17 protein-coding genes, 1 other RNA gene and 1 other annotated feature (1 of these 19 only partly in view) are annotated in these 22157 nt (G+C 42.2%); all 18 genes read right to left on the bottom strand.

Translation table 11 applies throughout. The features are described 5' to 3' along the window. Positions 1-12: 12 nt before the first annotated feature. The gene (locus ACIQXR_RS00195; protein WP_402869779.1) at positions 13-1836 is read right to left on the bottom strand and encodes a polysaccharide biosynthesis protein; all 1824 of its coding nucleotides are present in this window, start codon (positions 1834-1836) and stop codon (positions 13-15) included. Positions 1837-2096: 260 nt separating this feature from the next. After that, positions 2097-2864, bottom strand: a complete 768-nt coding sequence (locus ACIQXR_RS00190; RefSeq protein ID WP_402869781.1) for a tyrosine-protein phosphatase — start codon at positions 2862-2864, stop codon at positions 2097-2099. Between the two features lie 44 nt (positions 2865-2908). Then, positions 2909-3601, bottom strand: coding sequence for a CpsD/CapB family tyrosine-protein kinase (locus ACIQXR_RS00185; RefSeq protein ID WP_402869783.1), 693 nt, complete (start codon positions 3599-3601; stop codon positions 2909-2911). After that, the gene (locus tag ACIQXR_RS00180; protein WP_402869785.1) at positions 3594-4343 is read right to left on the bottom strand and encodes a YveK family protein; all 750 of its coding nucleotides are present in this window, start codon (positions 4341-4343) and stop codon (positions 3594-3596) included. The genes ACIQXR_RS00185 and ACIQXR_RS00180 overlap by 8 nt, the downstream gene beginning before the upstream one ends. 738 nt (positions 4344-5081) lie before the next feature. Beyond that, complete coding sequence (locus ACIQXR_RS00175) at positions 5082-6500, bottom strand: S8 family peptidase (RefSeq protein WP_402869787.1); 1419 nt, start codon at positions 6498-6500, stop codon at positions 5082-5084. A gap of 131 nt (positions 6501-6631) precedes the next feature. Then, positions 6632-8515 carry a S8 family serine peptidase gene (locus tag ACIQXR_RS00170; RefSeq protein WP_402869789.1) on the bottom strand — a complete coding sequence of 628 codons (1884 nt, stop codon included), beginning with the start codon at positions 8513-8515 and terminating at the stop codon, positions 6632-6634. A gap of 150 nt (positions 8516-8665) precedes the next feature. Next, positions 8666-9373, bottom strand: a complete 708-nt coding sequence (locus ACIQXR_RS00165) for an ABC transporter ATP-binding protein (protein WP_402869791.1) — start codon at positions 9371-9373, stop codon at positions 8666-8668. Then, entirely contained in the window at positions 9373-10155 is a 783-nt protein-coding gene (locus ACIQXR_RS00160) for an ABC transporter ATP-binding protein (protein WP_402869793.1), read from the bottom strand. Before ACIQXR_RS00160 ends, ACIQXR_RS00165 begins: the two co-directional genes overlap by 1 nt. Beyond that, positions 10127-11092 (bottom strand): branched-chain amino acid ABC transporter permease, encoded by a 966-nt coding sequence (locus tag ACIQXR_RS00155; protein ID WP_402869795.1) that lies wholly within the window; start codon positions 11090-11092, stop codon positions 10127-10129. The genes ACIQXR_RS00160 and ACIQXR_RS00155 overlap by 29 nt, the downstream gene beginning before the upstream one ends. Before the next feature lie 13 nt (positions 11093-11105). After that, the gene (locus tag ACIQXR_RS00150) at positions 11106-11984 is read right to left on the bottom strand and encodes a branched-chain amino acid ABC transporter permease (protein ID WP_402869797.1); all 879 of its coding nucleotides are present in this window, start codon (positions 11982-11984) and stop codon (positions 11106-11108) included. A gap of 128 nt (positions 11985-12112) precedes the next feature. Beyond that, positions 12113-13300, bottom strand: a complete 1188-nt coding sequence (locus ACIQXR_RS00145; RefSeq protein ID WP_402869799.1) for an ABC transporter substrate-binding protein — start codon at positions 13298-13300, stop codon at positions 12113-12115. A gap of 513 nt (positions 13301-13813) precedes the next feature. Next, the gene (locus ACIQXR_RS00140) at positions 13814-15001 is read right to left on the bottom strand and encodes an ABC transporter substrate-binding protein (protein WP_402869801.1); all 1188 of its coding nucleotides are present in this window, start codon (positions 14999-15001) and stop codon (positions 13814-13816) included. 155 nt (positions 15002-15156) lie between these two features. Continuing rightward, the gene (locus ACIQXR_RS00135; protein ID WP_402869802.1) at positions 15157-15918 is read right to left on the bottom strand and encodes a tRNA threonylcarbamoyladenosine dehydratase; all 762 of its coding nucleotides are present in this window, start codon (positions 15916-15918) and stop codon (positions 15157-15159) included. 110 nt (positions 15919-16028) lie between these two features. Beyond that, entirely contained in the window at positions 16029-17177 is a 1149-nt protein-coding gene (locus tag ACIQXR_RS00130; protein ID WP_403079277.1) for a M20 family metallopeptidase, read from the bottom strand. 168 nt (positions 17178-17345) lie between these two features. After that, positions 17346-18497, bottom strand: coding sequence for a nuclease-related domain-containing protein (locus tag ACIQXR_RS00125; protein WP_403079275.1), 1152 nt, complete (start codon positions 18495-18497; stop codon positions 17346-17348). Between the two features lie 46 nt (positions 18498-18543). After that, positions 18544-18729: non-coding RNA, 6S RNA (gene ssrS / locus ACIQXR_RS00120), on the bottom strand. Positions 18730-18812: 83 nt separating this feature from the next. Further along, complete coding sequence (gene aspS / locus ACIQXR_RS00115; RefSeq protein ID WP_402869808.1) at positions 18813-20585, bottom strand: aspartate--tRNA ligase; 1773 nt, start codon at positions 20583-20585, stop codon at positions 18813-18815. A 12-nt stretch (positions 20586-20597) separates the two neighbouring features. Then, on the bottom strand, positions 20598-21869 hold the full coding sequence (hisS, locus tag ACIQXR_RS00110; protein WP_402869810.1) for a histidine--tRNA ligase: 1272 nt from the start codon (positions 21867-21869) through the stop codon (positions 20598-20600). A gap of 74 nt (positions 21870-21943) precedes the next feature. Next, positions 21944-22157 (bottom strand) — a binding site (T-box leader); it runs 23 nt beyond the window's last position.

Below are 22157 nucleotides of genomic sequence, written 5' to 3'. Positions count from 1 at the left end.
TCCTCCCTATAACTACTTCGCTATTGAAAAATCTTTATTCTTTTTCCGATTAGCCAAATTAATCACGAACTCTTTCAGTTCTACTAATGGTAAACTTTCATGGGAGCGTAAAAGGTAGTTGATTTCCTCTTCCTGCTCCAAAACTGCTTTTCCAATGAATATCTTAGGGAACACGGCATCACTATGAACTTCTTTCTCACCTAGTAGTTCCTCATACATCTTTTCCCCCGGTCTGATACCTGAATATTTAATCCCTATTTCTTCAAGCGTATAGCCAGATAGCTGAATGAGATTTTTCGCTAAGTCTACGATCTTAACGGGTTCACCCATATCAAGGACGAAAATCTCTCCGCCTCGTGCAAGGGAACTGGCTTGAATGACCAAGCGCGATGCTTCCGGTATCGTCATAAAATACCTCGTCATATCTGGATGTGTCACTGTTACAGGTCCGCCTGCCTGGATTTGTTTCTTGAAGAGAGGAATGACACTGCCCCTACTGCCTAACACGTTACCAAATCGGACAGCGACGAATTTGGTTGGGCTATTTTTAGCCAATTGCTGAATGATCATTTCCGCAATTCGCTTAGTCGATCCCATAATATTTGTCGGGTTCACTGCTTTATCTGAAGAAATCATGACAAAGGCCCCGACGCCGAATGTATCGGAAGCTTCGGCAACATTTTTGGTGCCAAAGATGTTGTTCTTGACTGCTTCACGAGGATTATATTCCATGAGTGGTACATGTTTGTGTGCAGCCGCATGATATACGATATGGGGTCTATAGTGGTCTATCACTTCAAATATTCTTTCCCGATCCTGTATATCAGCAATGATAGGAATGATATCAATATGTTCGGCGTGTACCTTTCTCAGTTCCATATCGATTTGATAGATGCTATTTTCTCCATGCCCTAATAGAATCAGTTTTTCAGGAGAGAAGCGACAGATTTGCCGACAAATCTCGGAACCAATCGAGCCACCTGCACCGGTTACTAGAATCGTTTTATCTGTTACATATTCCGAGATTCCGTTAATATCCAATTCGACAGGCTCTCTTCCTAATAAATCTTCTACCTCCACTTCTTTGAAATGCGTGAGCGAAACGTTTCCAAGCATAATATCTTCAATTTTTGGCATGATGAGGATCTTGGCATCTGTTTTTGAACACGCTTCATACACTTCCTTTAAATCATTTCGATTAAGTGAAGGAATGGCGATCACGATGTTATCTATCTGATACTTTTTGACCACTTCTGGTATGTGTTTGGATTTCCCGACAACTGGTATACCTAGAAAATCCAACTTATACTTCTTCCGATCATCATCAATAAAGGCCACTGGCTTCAAGTCTGTATGTTGCTGATTATTAAGCAATTGCCGAACCACCATCGTTCCTGCTTCTCCTGCGCCAATGATCAATGTATTCTTTTTAGCCAATTTAGAACTCGTATATCGATCTCTCAGCATTCTCCACATGAACCGTGAACCGCCAATCAGCAATACATGGAGCATCCAGGTTAGGGCGAGTGCTCTAATATACACTTGGTTAAAGAATAGTAATTGTACGACCGCTGTAACAACAATGGACAGTGAAACCGCTTTAATGATGGCTAATAATTCCCTGACACTCGCATAGGCCCAAACTTTGTTATAGAGTTTGTATAATGAGGCAAAAAGATGATGGCTGCACAATAAGGTAATCGAAGTCACTATAAGTGTCTGGTTACCGAATAAGATGGAATCCGTGTATAAAATCAAACAGCCGATATAAATGGATGTCATAACAATGAATGAATCCAGTAGAAATAAAAACGTTAACCTACTGCGGTATGCCACGTACTTAACCCCTTTCTTTTTTAAAATAAATAGCTAATGAAAAAACATATAGGGAAGCAGATATGTTCTCTCATTAGCTATTTATTAGGCACATTATGAATAATATAAAATTGGGCATCTAACCCACCCTCACTTTGCACTACTGACGACTAGCGTCTAAGGATGATGAACATCCCACAGCACAATCGAGTGTTTCTCGCGATAACGGGCAAGGAACCTCACCGGTCAGAAAAATTTCTGACTAATTATTTAATTGCGTTCTAGAAGAGACCAAGAAATTTCTTCGATTCAATCTGTTGTGGAATTTCCTTATATGCTAAATCTCCTTGGATAAGTAGTTCTGCGTTATCCATGAAACCGTATACCATATCCACACCAAAATTTTTTTCGATTTCATCAAATGCTTGTATCATATGAAACTTCCGATTCGTTAAATTATGTGCATCGGATGCTACATAATGTGTCAAGTTCGCCTCTATAAGTTGAAGGGAGAACTTTTTGATTTTCTTCCCAAAGAGTCCACAAACGCTCCCTGCCGTAATCTGTGTCAAGGCTCCACTTTTGACGAACTCGTATAATAAATGAGGAGAAGAGACAAGCTCTAGGTTACGTTCGGGATGGACGATGATGGGCAGAAGCCCATCCATTTGAATGTCATATAATAACCGTTTCGTATAAGCCGGAACATGATTGGAAGGCAATTCAATCATGATATATTGCCTTCCGTCCACGAGTGATAACACTTTTCCAACGTCGTAATTGTGTAATAGATCTCCAGTAATCCTTACTTCTTGGCCTGGTACTATATCGAGGCCGATGGCTTCTGCCCTTAACACATCGTTAAGAGCATTCACCTTATTTAAGATCGTCTGCCTCGGGTTGTCATAATGACCATCATCATGATGTGGAGTGGCAATAATTAAACGAATCCCCTCTGCGACGGCTGCTTTTGCCATCGCAATGCTCTCCGCTAACTGTGTGGGACCATCATCAACTCCAGGCAAAATATGGCAATGGATATCAATCATGTCATAACTCCTTTTCCTACTTATCTAAGCTAGAGATTACCTGTTCACTTATTTTGATAATAGTAGTATTGCTGTTTCTTCAGTTTTTTCCTATTTAATACGGCCCCTAACACGTTGGCATTAACAGAGTCTAGCAACTCCTTCGCTTTTCTCATTTCATCTTTATCTGATTTTGCACTTCTTACAACCAATATTGTCCCATCACAGCGATTCGCTAGAATTTGTGCATCGGTTACAGCCAAGATTGGCGGTGAATCGAAAAGGACGATATCAAATTGCCCATACATCTGTTCCACTAATTCATCCATTGCCTTCGAGGCTAACAATTCAGCTGGATTTGGTGGAATTGGACCACTAGGTAAAACATACAGATTCTCTTCATCTGCTCGATATACAGCCTTCATAAGAGAAGTCTGTTTCATAAGGACGTTCGTAAGACCGGTATTATTCGTTATATCGAACGCAAATTGCATAGTTGGCCTCCTTAAGTCTGTATCGACTAGGAGTACTTTTTTTCCTTGTTGGGCAAATACTACGGCTAGATTGCCCACAGTCGTCGATTTTCCTTCCGAAGGCGAGGAAGATGTCACTAAAATGGAACGGACCTTTGTGTCTACCGTAGAAAATTGAATATTGGTCCTGATTGTTCGATATTGTTCGGATATAGGCGATCTAGGATTATTCTTTGCAACTAAATTTTGTCCATTTGTAAATTTTCTGCTAGATTTTCTAGCCATTTGCTTTCACCCCTTTGCCTACCGCGGTGCTTGATCGTATCTTCGATTTCTTTTCTTTTTTTTCGTTTATTTCCATGATGGCACCTAGAACAGGCACTCCAAGAATTTGTTCAATGTCTTGCTCTGTTTTGACTGTATTATCTAGGTATTCTAATAGGAAAATTAAACCTATACTCGCCATTAGACCTACTACTAGAGCGATTGCAATATTTAATAATGGTTTCGGTTGAACCTGAGCTGGATTACTTTCGTATTCTGCTCTCGCGAGTATTTTCACATTATCAACTGCCATGATTTCGGTTATTTCTCTTTGAAATACACTAGCAGTCGTATTGGCAATCATCACTGCCCTTTCATGCTTCTCATCTTGAACCGTAACATTCAGCACTTGTGAATCCTGTTCGCTTTGCACCGAAATTTTATCATTCAATTGCTTGGTCGATAGTTCTAAACCTAGCTCTTCATTGACGATATCAAGTATGGCCGGACTTTTTATAATGACAGTATACGTATTGATCAATTGTAAATTCGTTTGAACCTCATTGGAGCTATAAACGTTGCTGCCTTTCTCATCATTTGCTTGATTGACCAGTAATTGAGTCGAAGCTTGATAGACTGAGGGTAGATAGTTGAAACTGACAATGGCCGCTACTAAGACTGCTAGCACCGTAATTCCCAATATCCAACCCCATCTTTTCTTCAATGTCATAAACAATTCTTTTAAACTTATTGTTTCCTCCATATAGGCCCCCTTAGTAGTTAATTAGAACAGGTTGTTTTTCCTTTTTTTCATGTTTTTACCTACTTTATAATTATTAAAACCTATATTACCATTTATTACTAGCAAAAAATGTCGTTTATTGTTCGTAATCTCCTTTTTTTGTAAAAAATAATGATATATAATCATTACTTTTCAAAATTAGTGAATTCCACCCGTAATATAGGTCATATTACTCAAAAAAAATCACATAGTTACTTCTAATGGAGCCAGTTAAAAGGATTTCTATCCTACTCTACTACTGCTTACCCTCTTTATTTTTCCCGGCTTAAGAGAAATTTGACCTCTCCCTTTTTCTTTCTCGTAACATGTATAGCTTATTAATAGCTTCATATGAAAGGATATGACCATTGTGAATAAAACAACAGTCACTGGTGGTAGTGCATCTAGTTAATTAGATAATAGGCGGCATCAAGTGAGGGTGGAGATCACTACGTTAGCCGCACAGGAAACAAATATTGTGCTAGATCATCAGCAGGTTAGAAATATAAATTTTACTTTTTGAGACATTTTGGCTCTTTTTTATATGTGGTTAATTAGTATGGTTGATTTATATGCTTCTGTGGTTGAATTATCATTTTCCGTGGTCGAATTAATTGTGGTTGTGGTTGAATTATTGCTGTTTGTGGTCGAATTACCTATTTATTTGTGAGATTTTTTTATTGAAAACAGCCCCCGGATGATTCCGGAGGCTGAACCTGTTTATTTTTTCGCTTTGACCACAGTTACGGTTCTTGCTTTGCTGGAATATCCCGCTTTGCTTTTGGCCGTAACGGAAAGCTTGGTTCCTGCTTTTTGTTTTGTCTTCATCGTAACTTTAAATGTTCCCGCACTGTTGGTTTTTGCTTTTCCGAGCTGGCTGCTTCCTTTTTTAACGGTAACGGTCGAGCCTTTTTCAGCTTTTCCTGTAATTGTTTTAGCATTGTCCTTGACTGTATGAACGGTTGGCTTTGCGACGTAGTTCACGGCCCTTTTGGCATTTACGCGCCCATTTCCGTAAAGATCGTCTTTTCCCTTTTTACCTAGGTCATCGGCCGTGCTGAATAGGCGTTCTTCGACCTGCGTATTCTTCAAGGTGGGCTTGTTCCCCCAGACCAAGGCTGCGACCCCAGTGACGATAGGCGCGGCCATCGAGGTTCCTGTCATATAACCATACGATTTATAAGGAAGCGTTGAATAAATCGAATCACCTGGTGCAGCCAAGTCAATATTGGTTCCATAATTGGAATAGTCGGCAATTCGATCTTTCTTTGACGTCGCACTGACGGAAATGACGTTCTCATAGGAAGCGGGATAACTGTTCCAGTAAGTATCTTCATTTCCAGCTGCGGCAACGATGACCAATCCCATATCATGGGCATGCTGGATGGCTTGATCTTCACTATAAGAATAATTGAAGCCTCCTAAACTCAGATTGATAATATTAGCTCCATATTCCACGGCATAATAAATCGAATAAATGAGATCAGAGGAATAACTAATATCACCGTTAAAAACATTAATCGGCATGATTCTAGTATTCGGGGCGACACCCGTTCCGCCAGCTCCATTATTCATCGTAGCCGCAATGATTCCGGCCACATGTGTTCCATGTTCTCCTGCCGGCAAATAGGTGCTACTAAAGTTCACCATGTTATAGGGAGCATAGAATTTTCCTTTTAAATCGGGATGGTTCAAATCAGCCCCGTCATCAATGACGGCTACTATGATTCCTTTCGAACCCTTCGTCTTGTCCCAGGCTTTCTCGGTTTGGATCAACTTGTGATGATATTGTTTCGTATAATGGGGATCACTCGGTTTTTTCATCTTTTGAATGAGATGATCTGGTTCCACGTACTCAATATTTTTATCTTTTTCTAGCTTCCTTATAAAACCAACTAGGCTTGTGTCATCCGGGACTTCCATCGTTTTCAATAGACCCATATTATCTATCGTTTTCTCGCTATTACTGTACTTTTTCAAACTACCTTCTCTGGCTGAAGGTTTCATTTTGACAATGACTCTATCTGTTTCAACATCGGTTGGATTGGGCTGCTCAGCCGCTAGTGTAGTAGGGCTGTTGCCTACGCCTATTTGCATGCAAAAGACGATGACAACCAATAAAGAAAACATCCGATTCATACTTATCCCCTCTTCCTCATACTCTCGAACTATAACATTACCAGTTATTAACTAATTAATATACTAATTTCATGAGATTCATGACAAAAAAAGCCTCCCAGATTCTCGGAGGCTTCCTCTCTATCACAGTTTTACTTTTTCACGGTCACTTTTCTCGACTTACTTACATTCTTTGCTTCGTCTTTTGCATAGACATACACGATTTTCCCGGCACTTTGCTTGGCAATCTTGACCGTGAAGTTGCCTTTATTGGTAGCTTTGGCAGATCCGATGACTTTGCCTGATGTTTTGATAGAAACAGTTGAGCTTGCTTCTGCCTTCCCTGTCACCTTTGTTGTTTTGGGCGTAACTTTATTGACTGTCGGCATGCTTGGTGCGGTTTTATCCTTAACCGTCACTTTTTTGGCAGGGCTTTTGTTTCCCGCTTTATCGGTTACGGTTACGATAAGCACTTTTCCAGCCTTTTGCTTTTTCTTCATCGTCGCGGTGAATTTGCCTGAGCTGTTGGTGGTGGCCTTTCCAAGCGTAGTCGTTCCCGTTTTGACTATCACGCTCGAACTCGCTTCCGCTTTCCCCGTCACCTTTGTCGTATTGTCACCGACAACATTTACTGTCGGCTTAGGTGGGGCGGTTTTATCGGTAACTGTAAGGGAGACCGGTACGCTTTTATTTCCTGTTTTATCGACGACCCGTATATACACTTTCTGACCGGCTTTCTGTTTGCCAATCGTCGCTGAAAATGTCTTTTCCCCGTTGATTTTTACCGTGGCAAGCGTTTTTTTCTTCGTATAAATGGAGACGGTGCCTGTTTTGAAGTTATTAGGTATCGTTCCTTTAATTTTCTTATCCTTATCCGAGATGCCTGTCACAGAAGGCTTACTGAGGGTCTTCATCTCAAGCGCCTTTTTGGCATTGACCCGCCCGTTTCCATAGTAGACATCTTTCCCTTTTGTGCCTAGATCGATAGCCGAATCATATAGCCGGTATTCCACCGCTAATTGGGAAAGTTTCGGTTCATTGGACCAAATCAATGCGGCTACACCGGTAACAATGGGTGTCGCCATCGACGTACCGCTCATATAGGCATATCGATTATTAGGAAATGTTGAAAGGATTTTGTCCCCGGGGGCTGTAATATCCACCGATGAATCGTAATTGGAATAAGTGGCGCGCTTATCTTTTGATGTGGTGGCACCCACCGAGATGACATGACTGAATGCGGCAGGGTATACTCGCTTGTTGCTCTTTTTCAAATCCCCGTCATTTCCGGACGCTGCGATAATCAGTACCCCTTCTTTATACGCCTCTTGGACCGCTTTATCTAGCGCCTTTGAATAATGGTTTTCTCCTAGACTCATATTGATTATGTCGGCCCCGTTTTCGATCGCATAATGAATGGCTTCAATAATATCGACTGTATCTGCATATTGTCCGTTAAAAACGTTAATCGGCATAATTTTAATCGTAGGGGCCACACCTGCGCCGCCTACTTTATTGTTGGCAGAACCGGCAATGATCCCCGCAACATGCGTTCCATGTTCTCCTTTGGGCAAGATATTCTTTCTCTCCCGTACGGTATCATATCCTTTATAAATCTTCCCTTTTAAATCTTCATGATTGCGGTCAATGCCATCATCAATGATGGCTACGATCATTTCTTTTGAGCCCATGGTCTTTTTCCATGCAGCTTTCGTCCCGATTTTTTGGTGATGCCATTGTTCCTTAAAGATAGGGTCAGCCGGACTTTCCATCTTTTTAAAAAGATAGTTTGGCTCTGCATACTCTACCTTTTTCTGATCTTCAAGCTTCTCTATTAGCTTTTCTGGGGTTTGCCCTTTAGGGATGTCTACCGCCTCAATTAATTCGCTGATAGGCTCATGATTTGTTTCTATATATTTTACAATGACACCATCGGCATTAGGAGTTTCCTCTGCAAAAACGGCTTCTGGCTGTTGAATTGGCAAAAATGTTAAAAGAAGTGCGATAGGTAGGATGGACTGAAATAATTTTTGCATGGGATCACTCCAATAGATTGTTATGGGGATTTTTTCATTAGTTCCCTCTATCTAAATTGTATACTGATAGATTTAGATTTACTAATTTTTCATCTAGTCAATATGAATCATTTCCATTTTTATCAAAAGAAAAAACCGCAATTTGCGGTTTCAGTGTCCTCCTAAATAGGCATTCTTGATTTCTTCACTTGCCGTTAATTCCTCAGCTTGACCCGATAGGACGATGCGACCCGTTTCCACTACATACGCTCGATCTGCAATGGATAACGCAAGGTTTGCATTTTGTTCGACGAGTAGAATGGTCGTGCCCGTTTTATTGATTTCTTCAATGATGCTGAAAATCTGTTTCACCAGTAACGGTGCAAGTCCCATCGAAGGCTCATCCAATAAGAGCAGACGCGGCTTTGCCATGAGGGCCCGACCCATCGCGAGCATTTGCTGCTCTCCGCCAGAAAGGGTTCCCGATTGTTGCTTCAGTCTCTCAAGCAAGCGTGGAAATAGTTCGTATACCTTTTCCATATCCTTTTTGATCTCCGCCTTGTCTTTTCGTAAATAAGCACCTAGTTGAAGGTTTTCTTCCACCGTCATGTTGGCGAAAACACGGCGTCCTTCCGGGACATGTGAGATTCCCATCTTCACGATCGATTGGGCAGGTTTGCCACCGATTGATTGATTCTCATAAAGAATCTTTCCTTGTTTCGGTTTCAATAAGCCGGAAATCGTCTTGAGCATCGTACTTTTACCTGCTCCGTTCGCCCCAATCAGGGTGACGATTTCACCTTGGTTGATTGTGAGGGAGACACCCCTTAGTGCCTGTATGTTCCCGTAATATACGTTAATATCCTCGATTGTTAACATTATGAAACCTCCTCGCCCAGATAGGCCTCGATGACTTTTGGATTGTTACGTATTTCTTCCGGCTTTCCTTGAGCGATCAACTGGCCATGATCGAGCACATAGATACGCTCGCATACACCCATGACAAGTGGCATATCGTGTTCAATCAACAGCACGGTCAAGTCAAATTTCTCACGGATTAGCGCAATCAATTTCATGAGTTCGTGTGTTTCCTGGGGATTCATGCCGGCCGCCGGTTCATCGAGTAAGAGTAATTTCGGGTTAGCGGCAAGGGCACGGGCAATTTCCAAGCGCCTTTGCTGACCATATGGCAGGTTTTTCGCCTTTTCATCCTTGTATCGATCCAGATTGAAGATCTTCAGGAATTCAATGGCCTTTTCCTCCATTTCCTGTTCCCCTTTAAAATGGGTGGGGAAACGCAAGATGGAACTGACAATGCTATGTTTCGAAAGAGAATGATAGGCTACCTTTACGTTATCAATCACCGAAAGTTCACTGAACAAACGGATATTCTGGAACGTCCGGCTGATTCCTTTTTGCGTGATTTTATAGGGCGGACGTTTCCTCAAGTTTTCCCCGTCAAGGGAAATGGTGCCCTCAGTCGGGACATAAACCCCAGTCAATAAGTTGAAAAATGTCGTTTTCCCAGCTCCATTCGGTCCGATTAAACCGACCAATTCCCCCGGATACAACTCGACGTTAACATCGGATACCGCTTTAAGCCCTCCAAACTGGATGCCGACCGAGTCGACTTTAAGCAGCGGTGTTTTTGTTGTTGCCATGGCTGCTGCCTCCTTTACGATTGAACATGGACGTTATTTCTTTCGTTCCCATCAAGCCTTGTGGACGATAAATCATCATCACAATCAGAACAAGGCTGTAAATGATCATTCTTGTTTCTGGATAGTCTTGCAGGAATGTCGTGACGACCGTAAGAAGGATAGCTGCCAATACGGAACCGGATAAGCTTCCAAGTCCACCGAGTACGACTAGAATTAAGATATCGAATGATTTCAAGAACCCAAAGTTCGACGGTTGGATAATATAGAAGTTGTGGGCATATAACCCTCCAGCGATTCCAGCAAAGAAAGCACCGATTGCAAACGCGACAACTTTATAATAGGTTGTGTTGATTCCCATCGAATCAGCTGCCGTTTCGTCCTCACGGATCGAGATGCAGGCCCTTCCATGTGTCGAACTTGTAAAGTTCCGGATGACAAGGACTGTGATGAGTACGGACCCGAACACCCACGGCCAAGTAGTCAAATGCGATACTTGCATTCCGCTTGCCCCGCCTACATAGTCAATATTCAAGAGCACGATCCGGACGATTTCTCCAAACCCCAAGGTCGCGATTGCCAGGTAATCCCCTTTAAGACGCAAGCTTGGAATCCCAATGATCAAACCGGCAAGCGCTGCGATCAACCCACCTATAATCAATGCCAGGGGAAACGGCATTTGCAACTTCATGGTAACGACCGCTGAAGCGTATGCACCGACGGCCAGAAAGCCGGCATGTCCGATTGAAAATTGACCGGTAATCCCGATGATTAAATGAAGGCTCGTTGCCAAAATAATATTGATCCCGATGAACATGAGCGTATTTTGATAAAAAGGATTCAAAGAACCGCCGCCGATCAGTACCTGGACCACGGCGAAAAAGATCAGTGATAGGACGATCGAGAGCCAAAAACCTTTGGCCCGCTTAAAAGTAGTCATAGCTTTGTCTCCCTTATACTTTTTCTTTTTTGTTTTTACCGAACAAGCCTTGTGGCATGAAAATCAAGATAAGAATCAGTACGATAAAGGCTACGGCATCTCGCCATAATGAATAGCCGGCGGCACTGACCAAAGCCTCGATGACTCCAAGCAATAATCCTCCGACCATCGCACCTGGGATAATTCCGATTCCACCAAGCACCGCGGCTACGAATGCCTTCAACCCTGGGAGCACTCCCATCAAAGGCTCGATTTTTATATAATAGATACCAAAAATGACCCCTGCTGCTCCCGCTAATGCGGAACCGATTGCAAATGTTGCTGAAATCGTATTATTGACGTTGATCCCCATTAGCTTAGCCGCATCTGCATCGAAAGAAACGGCACGCATCGCCTTCCCGATTTTCGTTCGATGCACAATGATTTGTAGAACGATCATCAATGCGACGGCTACGCCAAAGATCAATACCGACTGGCTGTTTATCGAAGCACCGAATATATTGATTTTATCCGAAGGCAATACATCACTCGGATAAGCTTCCGGCTGTGCACCACGGACATAGATGAATCCATATTCGATCAAAAGCGAAACACCGATGGCGGTTATAAGAGCGGCAATGCGCGTTGCATTGCGCAATGGCTTGTATGCGATCCGTTCAATTAATACGCCAAAGAGTGCACAGACCGTCATTGATATAAGAAGAGCTGGCACGAATGACAGTTCCAAAACCGTTATCGAGTAGAAACCAACGAATGATCCGACCATGAAGACGTCACCATGTGCGAAGTTTATCAGTTTAACAATTCCATACACCATCGTATATCCGAGAGCGATAAGGGCATAAATGCTACCGAGTGAAACTCCATTTATTAGCTGTTGTACCAATTCCATATTCGACTCTCCTTGAAAAATCTAATTTTATAATGCGGCACGTCTATTTTTTCAGTGGGTAAAAAATGAGAAGTCGCCAGCACCTTCTAATCGAAGAAGGGCCGGCGAAGGTTAAAACCTTTCCCAGATCATTCAGGATTGATTTTTGTATTGAATACCTGTTTTCCTTCTTTAAACTCAAGGATCGTAGCGGATTTGATTGGATTGTGTTTTTCATCTAATGTAAATGTTCCCGTCACAAGGCTAAGATCTTTTGTTTTTTCCAAAGCATCCTTGATCTTATCCGAATCCGAAGATCCGGCACGTTTAATGGCATCGGCAAGGAAGTAGCCAGTATCGTAGCCTAAAGCGTTAAAAGCATCAGGGGATTTGTCTTTGTATTCAGCCTTGAATGCCGACACAAAGTTCTGGATCTTTTCGTCAGGGTCACCTGAAGAATAATGGTTGGTGATGAATGTATTATTTAGAGCCTTCTCACCAGCAATTTCAACTAGTTTAGGAGAATCCCAACCATCGCCGCCCATGAATGGAACGTCAAGACCTGTTTCACGAGCCTGCTTAACGATCAATCCAGCTTCTTCATAGTAGCCTGGTAGGAAGATGAAATCCGGTTTTGCCGATTTCAGGCGAGTCAGTGTAGAACGGAAATCAGTATCCTTGGCAATATAAGCTTCTTCCGCTACAACTTTTCCACCATTTTTTTCGAATTGTTCCTTAAAAGCTGCCGCTAACCCTTTTGAATAATCGCTTGCACTATCAATATAGATGGCTGCGCTTTTTGCTTTGATTTCGCTAGTGGCGAAATTCGCTGCAACGGTTCCTTGGAAAGGATCGATAAAGCTTGTTCTGAAAACATAATCATTCAATTTATCATCTTTATATGTGATTTCTGGGCTTGTCCCAGAAGGAGAGATGACCGGAACCTTATTATCTTGGGCAATCTGCACCTGTGCGATTGTATTCGTACTCGTTGCGGCACCGACGATCGCTGTCACCTTATCTTGAGAAGTCAGCTTGATGGCACCACTAGTCGCTTCAGCCGCTTCCGATTTATTATCAACTGGTATAAGTTTGATTTTTTTTCCATCAATGCCTTCTTTGTTAATTTCTTCAGTCGCAAGCTTGAGGCCTTCTGAAATCGATTGTCCATAAGAGGCTACTCCCCCTGATAATTCAAGGTTCACACCGATTTTGATCGTGTCTCCCTCTTCACCCTTTTTTGATGTTGAAGCAGAGTCCGATCCGGAACAACCTGCCAATACCCCCGCTGCAAGTGATAACGAAAGAAATGCACTTGCTAATTTCTTCTTTTTCATAATGAACCCCCTATTTGGTAATCTTTGTTTGTGGCGCATGAATATTTATTCAATACACCGTTTAAATAACAGATTAATATAAATATTTACAATTAAATAAATATTTTGAAAATAGTGTACCGCATAATTTTCACCACGTCTAGACGTAAAATTCATGAACATTTTGTCCAATAGTCTATATCTCATAGACCTTTGCAAGCTATTATTATATTGATATATGCCATCCTCGTTATTAACAGAGAAAAATCAAAGAGTTTCTTTATTTCAATGTTATAAACCTACGTTTTTCATCGGTCATTTTTTATTCCGTCATTAGTAACATCCAACCTTATCATTTCCTTAATTTTCTATTCTTGAGTATCCTGATAGGTTTTTACGCCTACATTCAGCACGTATCTTTTATACAGATTTCTATTTCAAAATTGTATAATACTATATAAATATGCAGGTATTTCTGCTGGCATATTACAACAAAAAGACCGCCATATGGCGGTCCCTTTGAATCAATCTAGATCACGGATCAATCTTCGTATTAAAGGTTTGTTTGCCATCCACATATTCCAAGATGGTGGCCGATTTAATCGGATCATGGTTTTCATCCAAGTTCAAGGTTCCTGAGACTAATTCGAAATCCTTCACTTCTTCTAATGCTTTTCTGATATTTTCAGATGTTGGGTCTCCAGCTCTTTTGATGGCATCAGCCAAATAGTAACCAGTGTCGTAGCCTAATGCAGCAAAAGCATCAGGTGTTTTGTTGTATTTAGCTTTGAATGCTGAAACGAAATCTTGAATCTTAGCGTCTTCGTCTTCCGGCGAATAGTGATTAGTGATATAGGTGTTCTTCAAAGCTTCCGCTCCGGCAATTTCCACGACTTTTGGTGAATCCCAGCCGTCTCCACCCATGAACGGGAGGTCCATTCCATTTTCCCGAGCTTGCTTCAAGATCAGACCGACTTCTTCATAGTAACCTGGAAGAAATACGAACTCTGGTTTTGCTGACTTGATGCGAGTCAATGTGGCACGGAAATCAGTATCTTTTGTCACATAAGCTTCTTCCGATACGATTTTCCCTCCATTTTTCGTAAAGGCTTCCTTAAAGGCTGCAGCGAGTCCTTTTGAGTAATCGCTTGCACTGTCAACATAAATGGCAGCAGTCTTCGCCTTCACTTCATCTGTTGCGAAATTGGCTGCAACGGTTCCTTGGAATGGATCGATGAAGCATGTTCTAAACACATAATCATTCAATTTTCCAGCTTTGTTCGTGATATCGGGATTGGTTGCGGTTGGTGTAAGTAGAGGAATCTTGTTATCCTGTGCGACCTGAACTTGTGCCAACGTGTTTGTACTTGTAGCGGATCCTACAATCGCCACTACTTTATCCTGACTGACAAGTTTAATCGAACCGTTCGTTGCTTCTGCTGCATCCGATTTATTATCCACTTTTTTAATTTCAATTTTTTTACCATTGATTCCTTCTTTATTGATTTCATCGATGGCCAATTGCAAACCATCCATTGCAGACTGACCAAATGAGGCCGTCCCACCTGACAATTCAAGGTTCGCACCAATTTTTATGGTGTCTCCTGAACTGGATGATCCTCCGCCTGAACTACTGGTTTTCGAGTCACCATTGCAACCTGCCAGTGCCCCCGCGATTAATGATAGTGATAAAACCATGCCTGCTAACTTTTTCTTTTTCATTTGAAACCCCCTTTTTCTTTAAAAACAAAAAGAATATTCTGAAAATAATGTATCTCATTCTAGGTAGTTTGTCTATATTTTTCGGTAAAATAGTAAATATATGTAATTATTAAAACAAAAAAACTGACCCTGGATCAGAGTCAGCTTCCGGCTTATTAATCGTTAACACGACGAACTTCAATATCTTTTAATAGGTCATTGATGACCCAGCTTGCCGCAATTAAGCCGGCTACAGATGGAACGAACGCATTGGAAGATGGAGGCATTTGAGCTTTACGGATTTTCGCCTCATCATTACCGACCTCTTTCCGGACATCCTCACGTATCACAATTGGGCTTTCATCGGAAAATACAACCGGAATTCCTTTTGTGATGCCTTCTTTACGCAATCTTGTGCGGATGACTTTCGCAAGCGGATCGGTATGTGTCTTCGAAATATCAGCAATCTGGAAGCGGGTTGGATCCATTTTATTTGCGGCACCCATACTTGCGATGATCTTGATATTTCGTTTCAGGCACTCTTTCATGACATGCATTTTGTAGATGACCGTATCGGATGCATCGATGACATAATCGAGATTATAACTGAAGAATTCATCGAAGGTTTCTTCTGTATAAAACATCTTCAAGGCGATGACTTCACACTCCGGATTAATATCCTGGATGCGCGCTTTCATCAATTCGGCTTTTGGCTGACCCACAGTCGAAAGAAGCGCATGGATCTGTCTGTTTACATTTGTGATGTCCACATCATCTTTATCGACAAGGATAATCCGGCCAACACCTGTACGTGCCAACGCTTCGGCTGAAAAAGAACCGACTCCGCCTACACCAAGGACAGCAACCGTCGTGTTTTTCAACCGATCCATGCCCTCTTTACCAATCGCTAGTTCATTTCGTGAAAACTGATGCAGCATATATTTTCAACTCCAATAAATTCTGATCTTATTTGTGTTCCCAATTAACAATATATCATAAACATCAGGGATGACAAGCAAATATGACCAGTTTTATCGGAATTGGCAGGCTAGTTCATTCGAGACAATTTTTCAAGCAAGATGGCTAATAGGAGTGTGCGTTCTAACAGGCTTTCTATCTCTAAATATTCATCTTCGCTATGGGCATGGCCTCCAATCGGTCCGAGTCCATCAATCGTTGCGATCCCTAATTCAGAGGGGAACGACGCATCCGAGCCTCCACCCGTTTCCGTATCGGTGATGGTGATGCCCATTTCCTCACCCGCTTGCCGGATGATTTCCAATAAGACGGTGGTTTTCTCCGTCTTTTCCATGGGCGGCCGGTCCATCTTACCGCTCAGGCTAGTTTTTGTTCCCGCTACAAACGTTTGGGCACAGATATCCTTCATTTGCTTAAAGACGAACTGCGCCTGATTTCTTTTTGAGATTCGCACATCTATTAAAGCTGATGCATGGGGTGCAACTGTATTGACCGCCACCCCGCCTTCTATGATTCCAACATTTACACCGATGCCTAGTTGATGATCCGTTAACCGATGCAGGGCGAGGATCTTATGAGCCAATTCTTCAATCGCACTCTGACCTTTTTCCGGTTCAACCCCAGAATGTGCAGATTTCCCTACAACCTCCACCTTGAATTGGCCGCAACCTCTTCTCGCGGTGACAAGCGAACCATCTGCTCTCGCTGGCTCTAACACAAGCGCGAACTTCTGGTCCTTGGCTTTTTCCGAAATGAGCGCGGCAGACGATGGCGACCCTATCTCTTCATCACTGTTCAAAATGATCTGTATATGTTTATAGCCGGTTTGTCCAGTGAGCTTCATGCAAAAAATCGCATATAGAAGCTCGACCAAGCTTCCCTTCATGTCAATAACACCTGGCCCATATGCACGCGGGCCCACCATTTTGAACGGACGTTTCTTCGCCGTCCCTTCCGAAAAAACGGTATCCATATGACCAATAATGAGAATATGCGGAGACATTGCTTCACGGTGCTGGATGACTAAATGATCGCCATATTTCTCCTGTTTAATTACCGTCACTAGAAAATTAAGATCCTCAAATTTCTTTTTTAAAATCGCTCCGATTTCATCAATGCCTTTTTTTGTATAAGAACCGCTATCGATATTCACAAGCTGCTCCAATAATTGGAGCATTTCTTTCCTTTTCGCGTGCAATAAGTCCTTCAAAGCCCTCACTACTTTCTATCCTCGCTAAAGATTTATACTCCTACTCATAATTTACGAACGTACATCACGGAATGTTCCATAAATAGTGCGGGTATCAGTCGGTTTGATGTTTTTACCGGTCAATTTTGCACTTTTATCGGTCTAATGTAACATTTATCGGTCAAAACTCACTTTATATCAGTCAACCTCCCATTCAAGAACATATTCTCGCCCTTTATATGATCCGTAATGATCGACCTTCATTCCTGACAGGATACGATTGGCAACCGTTCCTGATTCAATTTGCAGAAACGAACGCACATCTTTATTCGTTACCGTAGGACGGAAAAGGAGGGCAAAATCATGCAATGCTTGTAAGTGAGCATTCTTTGAGCTATGCGAACATGAAGGGCATATCCATTTTCCCCGCCCGCGTTTCATGGGAAGAGCCATACATTCCGGAAATTGGACACCTTTCAATAATTCAGTTTCAGGGATTTGGTACACGTGTAGGATATTCTGATTAAGCGGGGTGTTTTTTTGGAGGAAGCTATTAGAAAGTTTGTTGAATTGCCTTTGCGTCAGTAAATGGGAAGGATACTTATTTTCAAGGGTTCGTATTCTAGCGTTGAGGGTTTCTTTACCAGTAATTTGGTTGAAAATCGAAGTGTGCCCAGGCGTAGTTTTGATGATGGCATTCGGGTTTGCATTAGCAATGAGGGTTTCTATCGGAATCTCCGGGAATTTATGAAGCCTCATCCAATCGATTAAGCGGGATTTCTGGATATTCACCTGTAGAAGCGGGTCAAGGTAGGCTTGTTCCTGCCCGTCTTTCGTACGGATCAATTGAGGATAAAGTCGATCAAAATAAAGTGAACCGGCAAAGTTTTTCACCTCTATAATAATCATTACGTTTTTGGACAAAAGCAATAGATCCAGTTGAAAAAAACGAGTTGCGTCATGCTGTAATCGCAGATCATGAAAGATGTAAAATTCCCCTGATAGATAGGCTAACTCAGCACCGATGGCTCGTTCTCCTTTATGGCCCGTGTGTATTTTCCGATAATCACTCGTTATAAGGTGATGCTTAGGATGGTGTTCAGGTAGCCTCCTCGTCAACGCTTCTAGTTTGAGCATCTTAATTGGCTTCTTGCATGGTTTTTTAATCATTTCATCACTCTCCTTACATGCTTTTTTCGACATGTCTGCAGATGAATCCTGCATAAAAGGGTTCTGCACGTCTTTTATCGGTCCGTTTGTGTTTTTATCGGTTAAATCAGCACTTTTATCGGTCAAATGAATACATTTATCGGTCAAAACGCCTCTTTTATCAGTCAATATCCAAAGCACACAAAAAAACCCATGTTTTCTCAACATGAGTTACTTTGTTATGAGTAAGAGTCCCAATTGTGCCGTTTATGCCTTTGTTTTGAACCCGCTCTCCGCAGGTGGGTGCTCGGTTCCTTGCATTTGTAAGTCCTCTACGAAGGAGGCATTTACGCGGCCTGGAAACTAGTGCTCCCGGTAACTATAAGTGTTCGGTCAAAACTTATAGGTTAAAGAACGAACACATCAGGACTCTTACTTGTTGAAATCATCATAGCATATCACTTAGCTGTGTTTCAAGAGAAAGCATCTAGGTATAATTTATCATTTTTTACCAATTTACTTACTTTTCTTTGCAGCCAATCTGATGCTTAGTTCTGCTAATTGCTTGTCGCTTACCGGACTTGGAGCATCTACAAGCAAATCGCTGGCGCTAGCTGTTTTTGGGAACGCGATGGTATCGCGAAGGTTTGAACGACCCGCAAGCAACATTACCATACGGTCTAATCCAAGGGCAATTCCGCCATGTGGAGGTGTTCCGTATTCAAAGGCATCCATTAGGAATCCGAATTGTGCTTTTGCTTCTTCTTCAGTGAATCCTAGTACTTTGAACATTTTTTCTTGAACATCACGTTCGAAAATACGTAATGAACCACCGCCAAGCTCGTATCCGTTCAATACAAGGTCATAGGCTTGTGCGCGGACATTGGCTGGATCGGATTCAAGAATATCCAAGTCTTCACGGAATGGCATTGTGAATGGATGGTGGGCTGCGTAGTAGCGGCCTTCGTCTTCATCATATTCAAATAATGGCCAGTCTGTAACCCATAGGAAGTTGAATTTGCTTTCGTCGATCAAGCCTCTTTCTTTACCAAGCTTGTTACGAAGTGCACCAAGTGCATCCGCTACGATTCCTTTTTTATCAGCAACAAATAGGATAAGGTCTCCTACTTCCGCTTCCACTGCAGCTACTAATTGTTGTTGGTCTTCAGCGAAGAATTTAGCGATGGGTCCTTTTACGCCGTCTTCTTCGACTTTCAACCAAGCAAGGCCTTTCGCGCCGTAAATCGCTGCAAATTCTGCCAATGCATCGATATCTTTACGGGAATAGTCTGCATTTCCGTCCTTAACGACGATTGCTTTTACTTGTCCCCCATTCGCTATAGCTCCTGTAAATACTTTAAAGTCGCTATCTTTCACGATTTCAGATACGTCTTTCAATTCCATTGCAAAACGTGTATCCGGTTTGTCTGAACCAAAACGGCTCATCGCTTCGTTATACGTCATTTGTGGGAATGGAAGGGTTACGTCCATTCCTTTTACGTCTTTCATGACTTTTGCCATCATGTTTTCAGCCGTTTTAATGATATCTTCCTGGCTCATGAAGCTAGTTTCAATATCGATTTGCGTGAATTCAGGCTGTCTGTCAGCACGTAAATCTTCATCACGGAAACAGCGGGCAATTTGGTAGTAGCGTTCGAAGCCAGATACCATCAACAGCTGTTTGAAAAGCTGTGGAGATTGTGGCAATGCGTAAAATTCACCATCATGGACACGGCTTGGCACTAAGTAATCACGTGCGCCTTCTGGTGTGCTCTTTGTTAAAATCGGTGTTTCGATATCAAGGAAGCCTTCTCCGTCCAAGAAATCACGGATTGCTTTAGTCGTTTGGTTACGCATTTTCAACGTTTCGAACATTGCTGGACGACGTAGGTCCAAGTAACGATATTTCAAACGGATATCTTCTGAGACTTCCGTTCTTTCATCAATGATGAACGGAGGTGTTTTTGCTTCATTCAAGATTGTTACGCTTTCCGCTTGAACTTCAATCGTACCTGTTGTCACGTTCGGGTTGATGTTCGCCTCATCACGTTTGATGACTGTTCCTTGAATATCAAGTACGTATTCATTACGGATTTTTTCAGCGGTTGCCAAGGCTGCTGCCGAGATATCTGGATTGAAAACGACTTGTACGACCCCGCTTCTGTCACGAAGGTCGATGAAGATGACTCCACCTAGGTCACGACGTTTTTGTACCCATCCTTTTAATGTAACCTTTTCACCAATAGCTGCTTCTGTTACTTCTCCATTGAAGTATGTTCTGCCAAACATGGTATTTCCCCCTTAAGCCTGTAGCTTTTTAAATTGTTCAACGAATGTAGCTAGATCCATTTGGACTTGTTCGCCCGTTTCCATGAACTTTAGACTGATTTTATTGTTTGCCAATTCATCGTCCCCGAGAGTCGCCACGTATTTCGCTTCTAGACGGTCAGCTGATTTAAATTGGGCTTTTACTTTACGGTCCTGGTAGTCTTTTTCGACTTTGAATCCAGCATTACGCAATTGATAGGCAAGTTTAACGTTATAATCCTTAGCCGCTTCACCTAATGAAACAAGATAGCAATCGATGCCTTTTTTAATTGGAAGTTGAACATTTTCGGCTGAAAGTGCAGCAATGAGACGCTCGATGCTAAGTGCAAAACCAATTCCTGGCGTTTCCGGACCGCCAAGCTCTTCGGCAAGTCCGTTATAACGTCCTCCACCGCATAGAGTCGTGATGGCTCCAAATCCTTCAGCATCACTCATGATTTCAAAAGCTGTATGATTGTAATAATCCAAGCCGCGAACAAGTGTTGGATCTTCGACAAACTCGATGTCCAAATTTGTTAAATGCTGCTTCACTTTTTCGAAATAGATACGTGATTCCTCATTTAAATAATCAATGATGGAAGGTGCCGTTTGCATCAATTCATGATCGTGGTCTTTCTTACAATCAAGAATACGGAGTGGGTTTTTTTCCAGGCGTTGCTGGCAATCACCACAGAACTCGCCGATGCGTGGCTCGAAATGCTGGATTAATGCATTGCGGTGCGCTGTCCGGCTTTCTTTATCCCCTAAGCTATTAATGACCAATTTCAGTTTTTTCAATCCAAGTGCCTTGTACAGGCTCATCGCCAATGAAAGAACCTCTGCATCAATGCCGGGATCCTTACTGCCCAAAGCCTCGATCCCAAATTGAACGAACTGACGGAAACGTCCTGCTTGGGGCCGTTCATACCGGAACATAGGTCCGATATAATAAAGTTTGACCGGTTGATTCGCCCAACCAAACATTTTGTTCTCGATGTATGAACGAACGACTGAAGCTGTTCCTTCAGGACGAAGCGTCAGATTCCTTTCGCCGCGATCCTGGAATGAATACATCTCTTTTTGCACGATGTCGGTCGTATCCCCTACACCCCGCAAAAATAATTCCGTATGTTCAAATATCGGCGTACGGATTTCTTTATACTGATAACGTTGACAAATTTCGCGCGCGGTCTTTTCAATATACTGCCAAATCTCCGTTTGTTCAGGCAGTAAATCCTGTGTACCTCTTGGAATCTGAATCGACATAATTATTTCCTCCTTTAAAGCAAACGCCATTTTATCCCAAACAAAAAACTCCCGCCCCTTGTAACATAATCGTTACAAGGGACGAGAGTTGAATATCCCGTGGTGCCACCCTAGTTGAAACACAATAAATACGTGCCTCCGCTTAAAAGCAGTTAACGCCTGCTTACGTCCATCTCCTACTAGTGAAATCGTTCAGAGTGAAACCTACGGAGGGTTCTTTCATTAAGTCATCATGTGGAATGCTTTCAGCCTCGGCATTTCCTCTCTTGTTCATGTGTTTCTTAATTA

The sequence above is a fragment of the Peribacillus sp. NPDC097224 genome (genome assembly GCF_044761985.1).
Taxonomy (GTDB): Bacteria; Bacillota; Bacilli; order Bacillales; family DSM-1321; genus Peribacillus.
The sequence above is the reverse complement of the archived record's forward strand: the minus strand, read 5'-3'. Positions and strand labels throughout refer to the sequence as shown.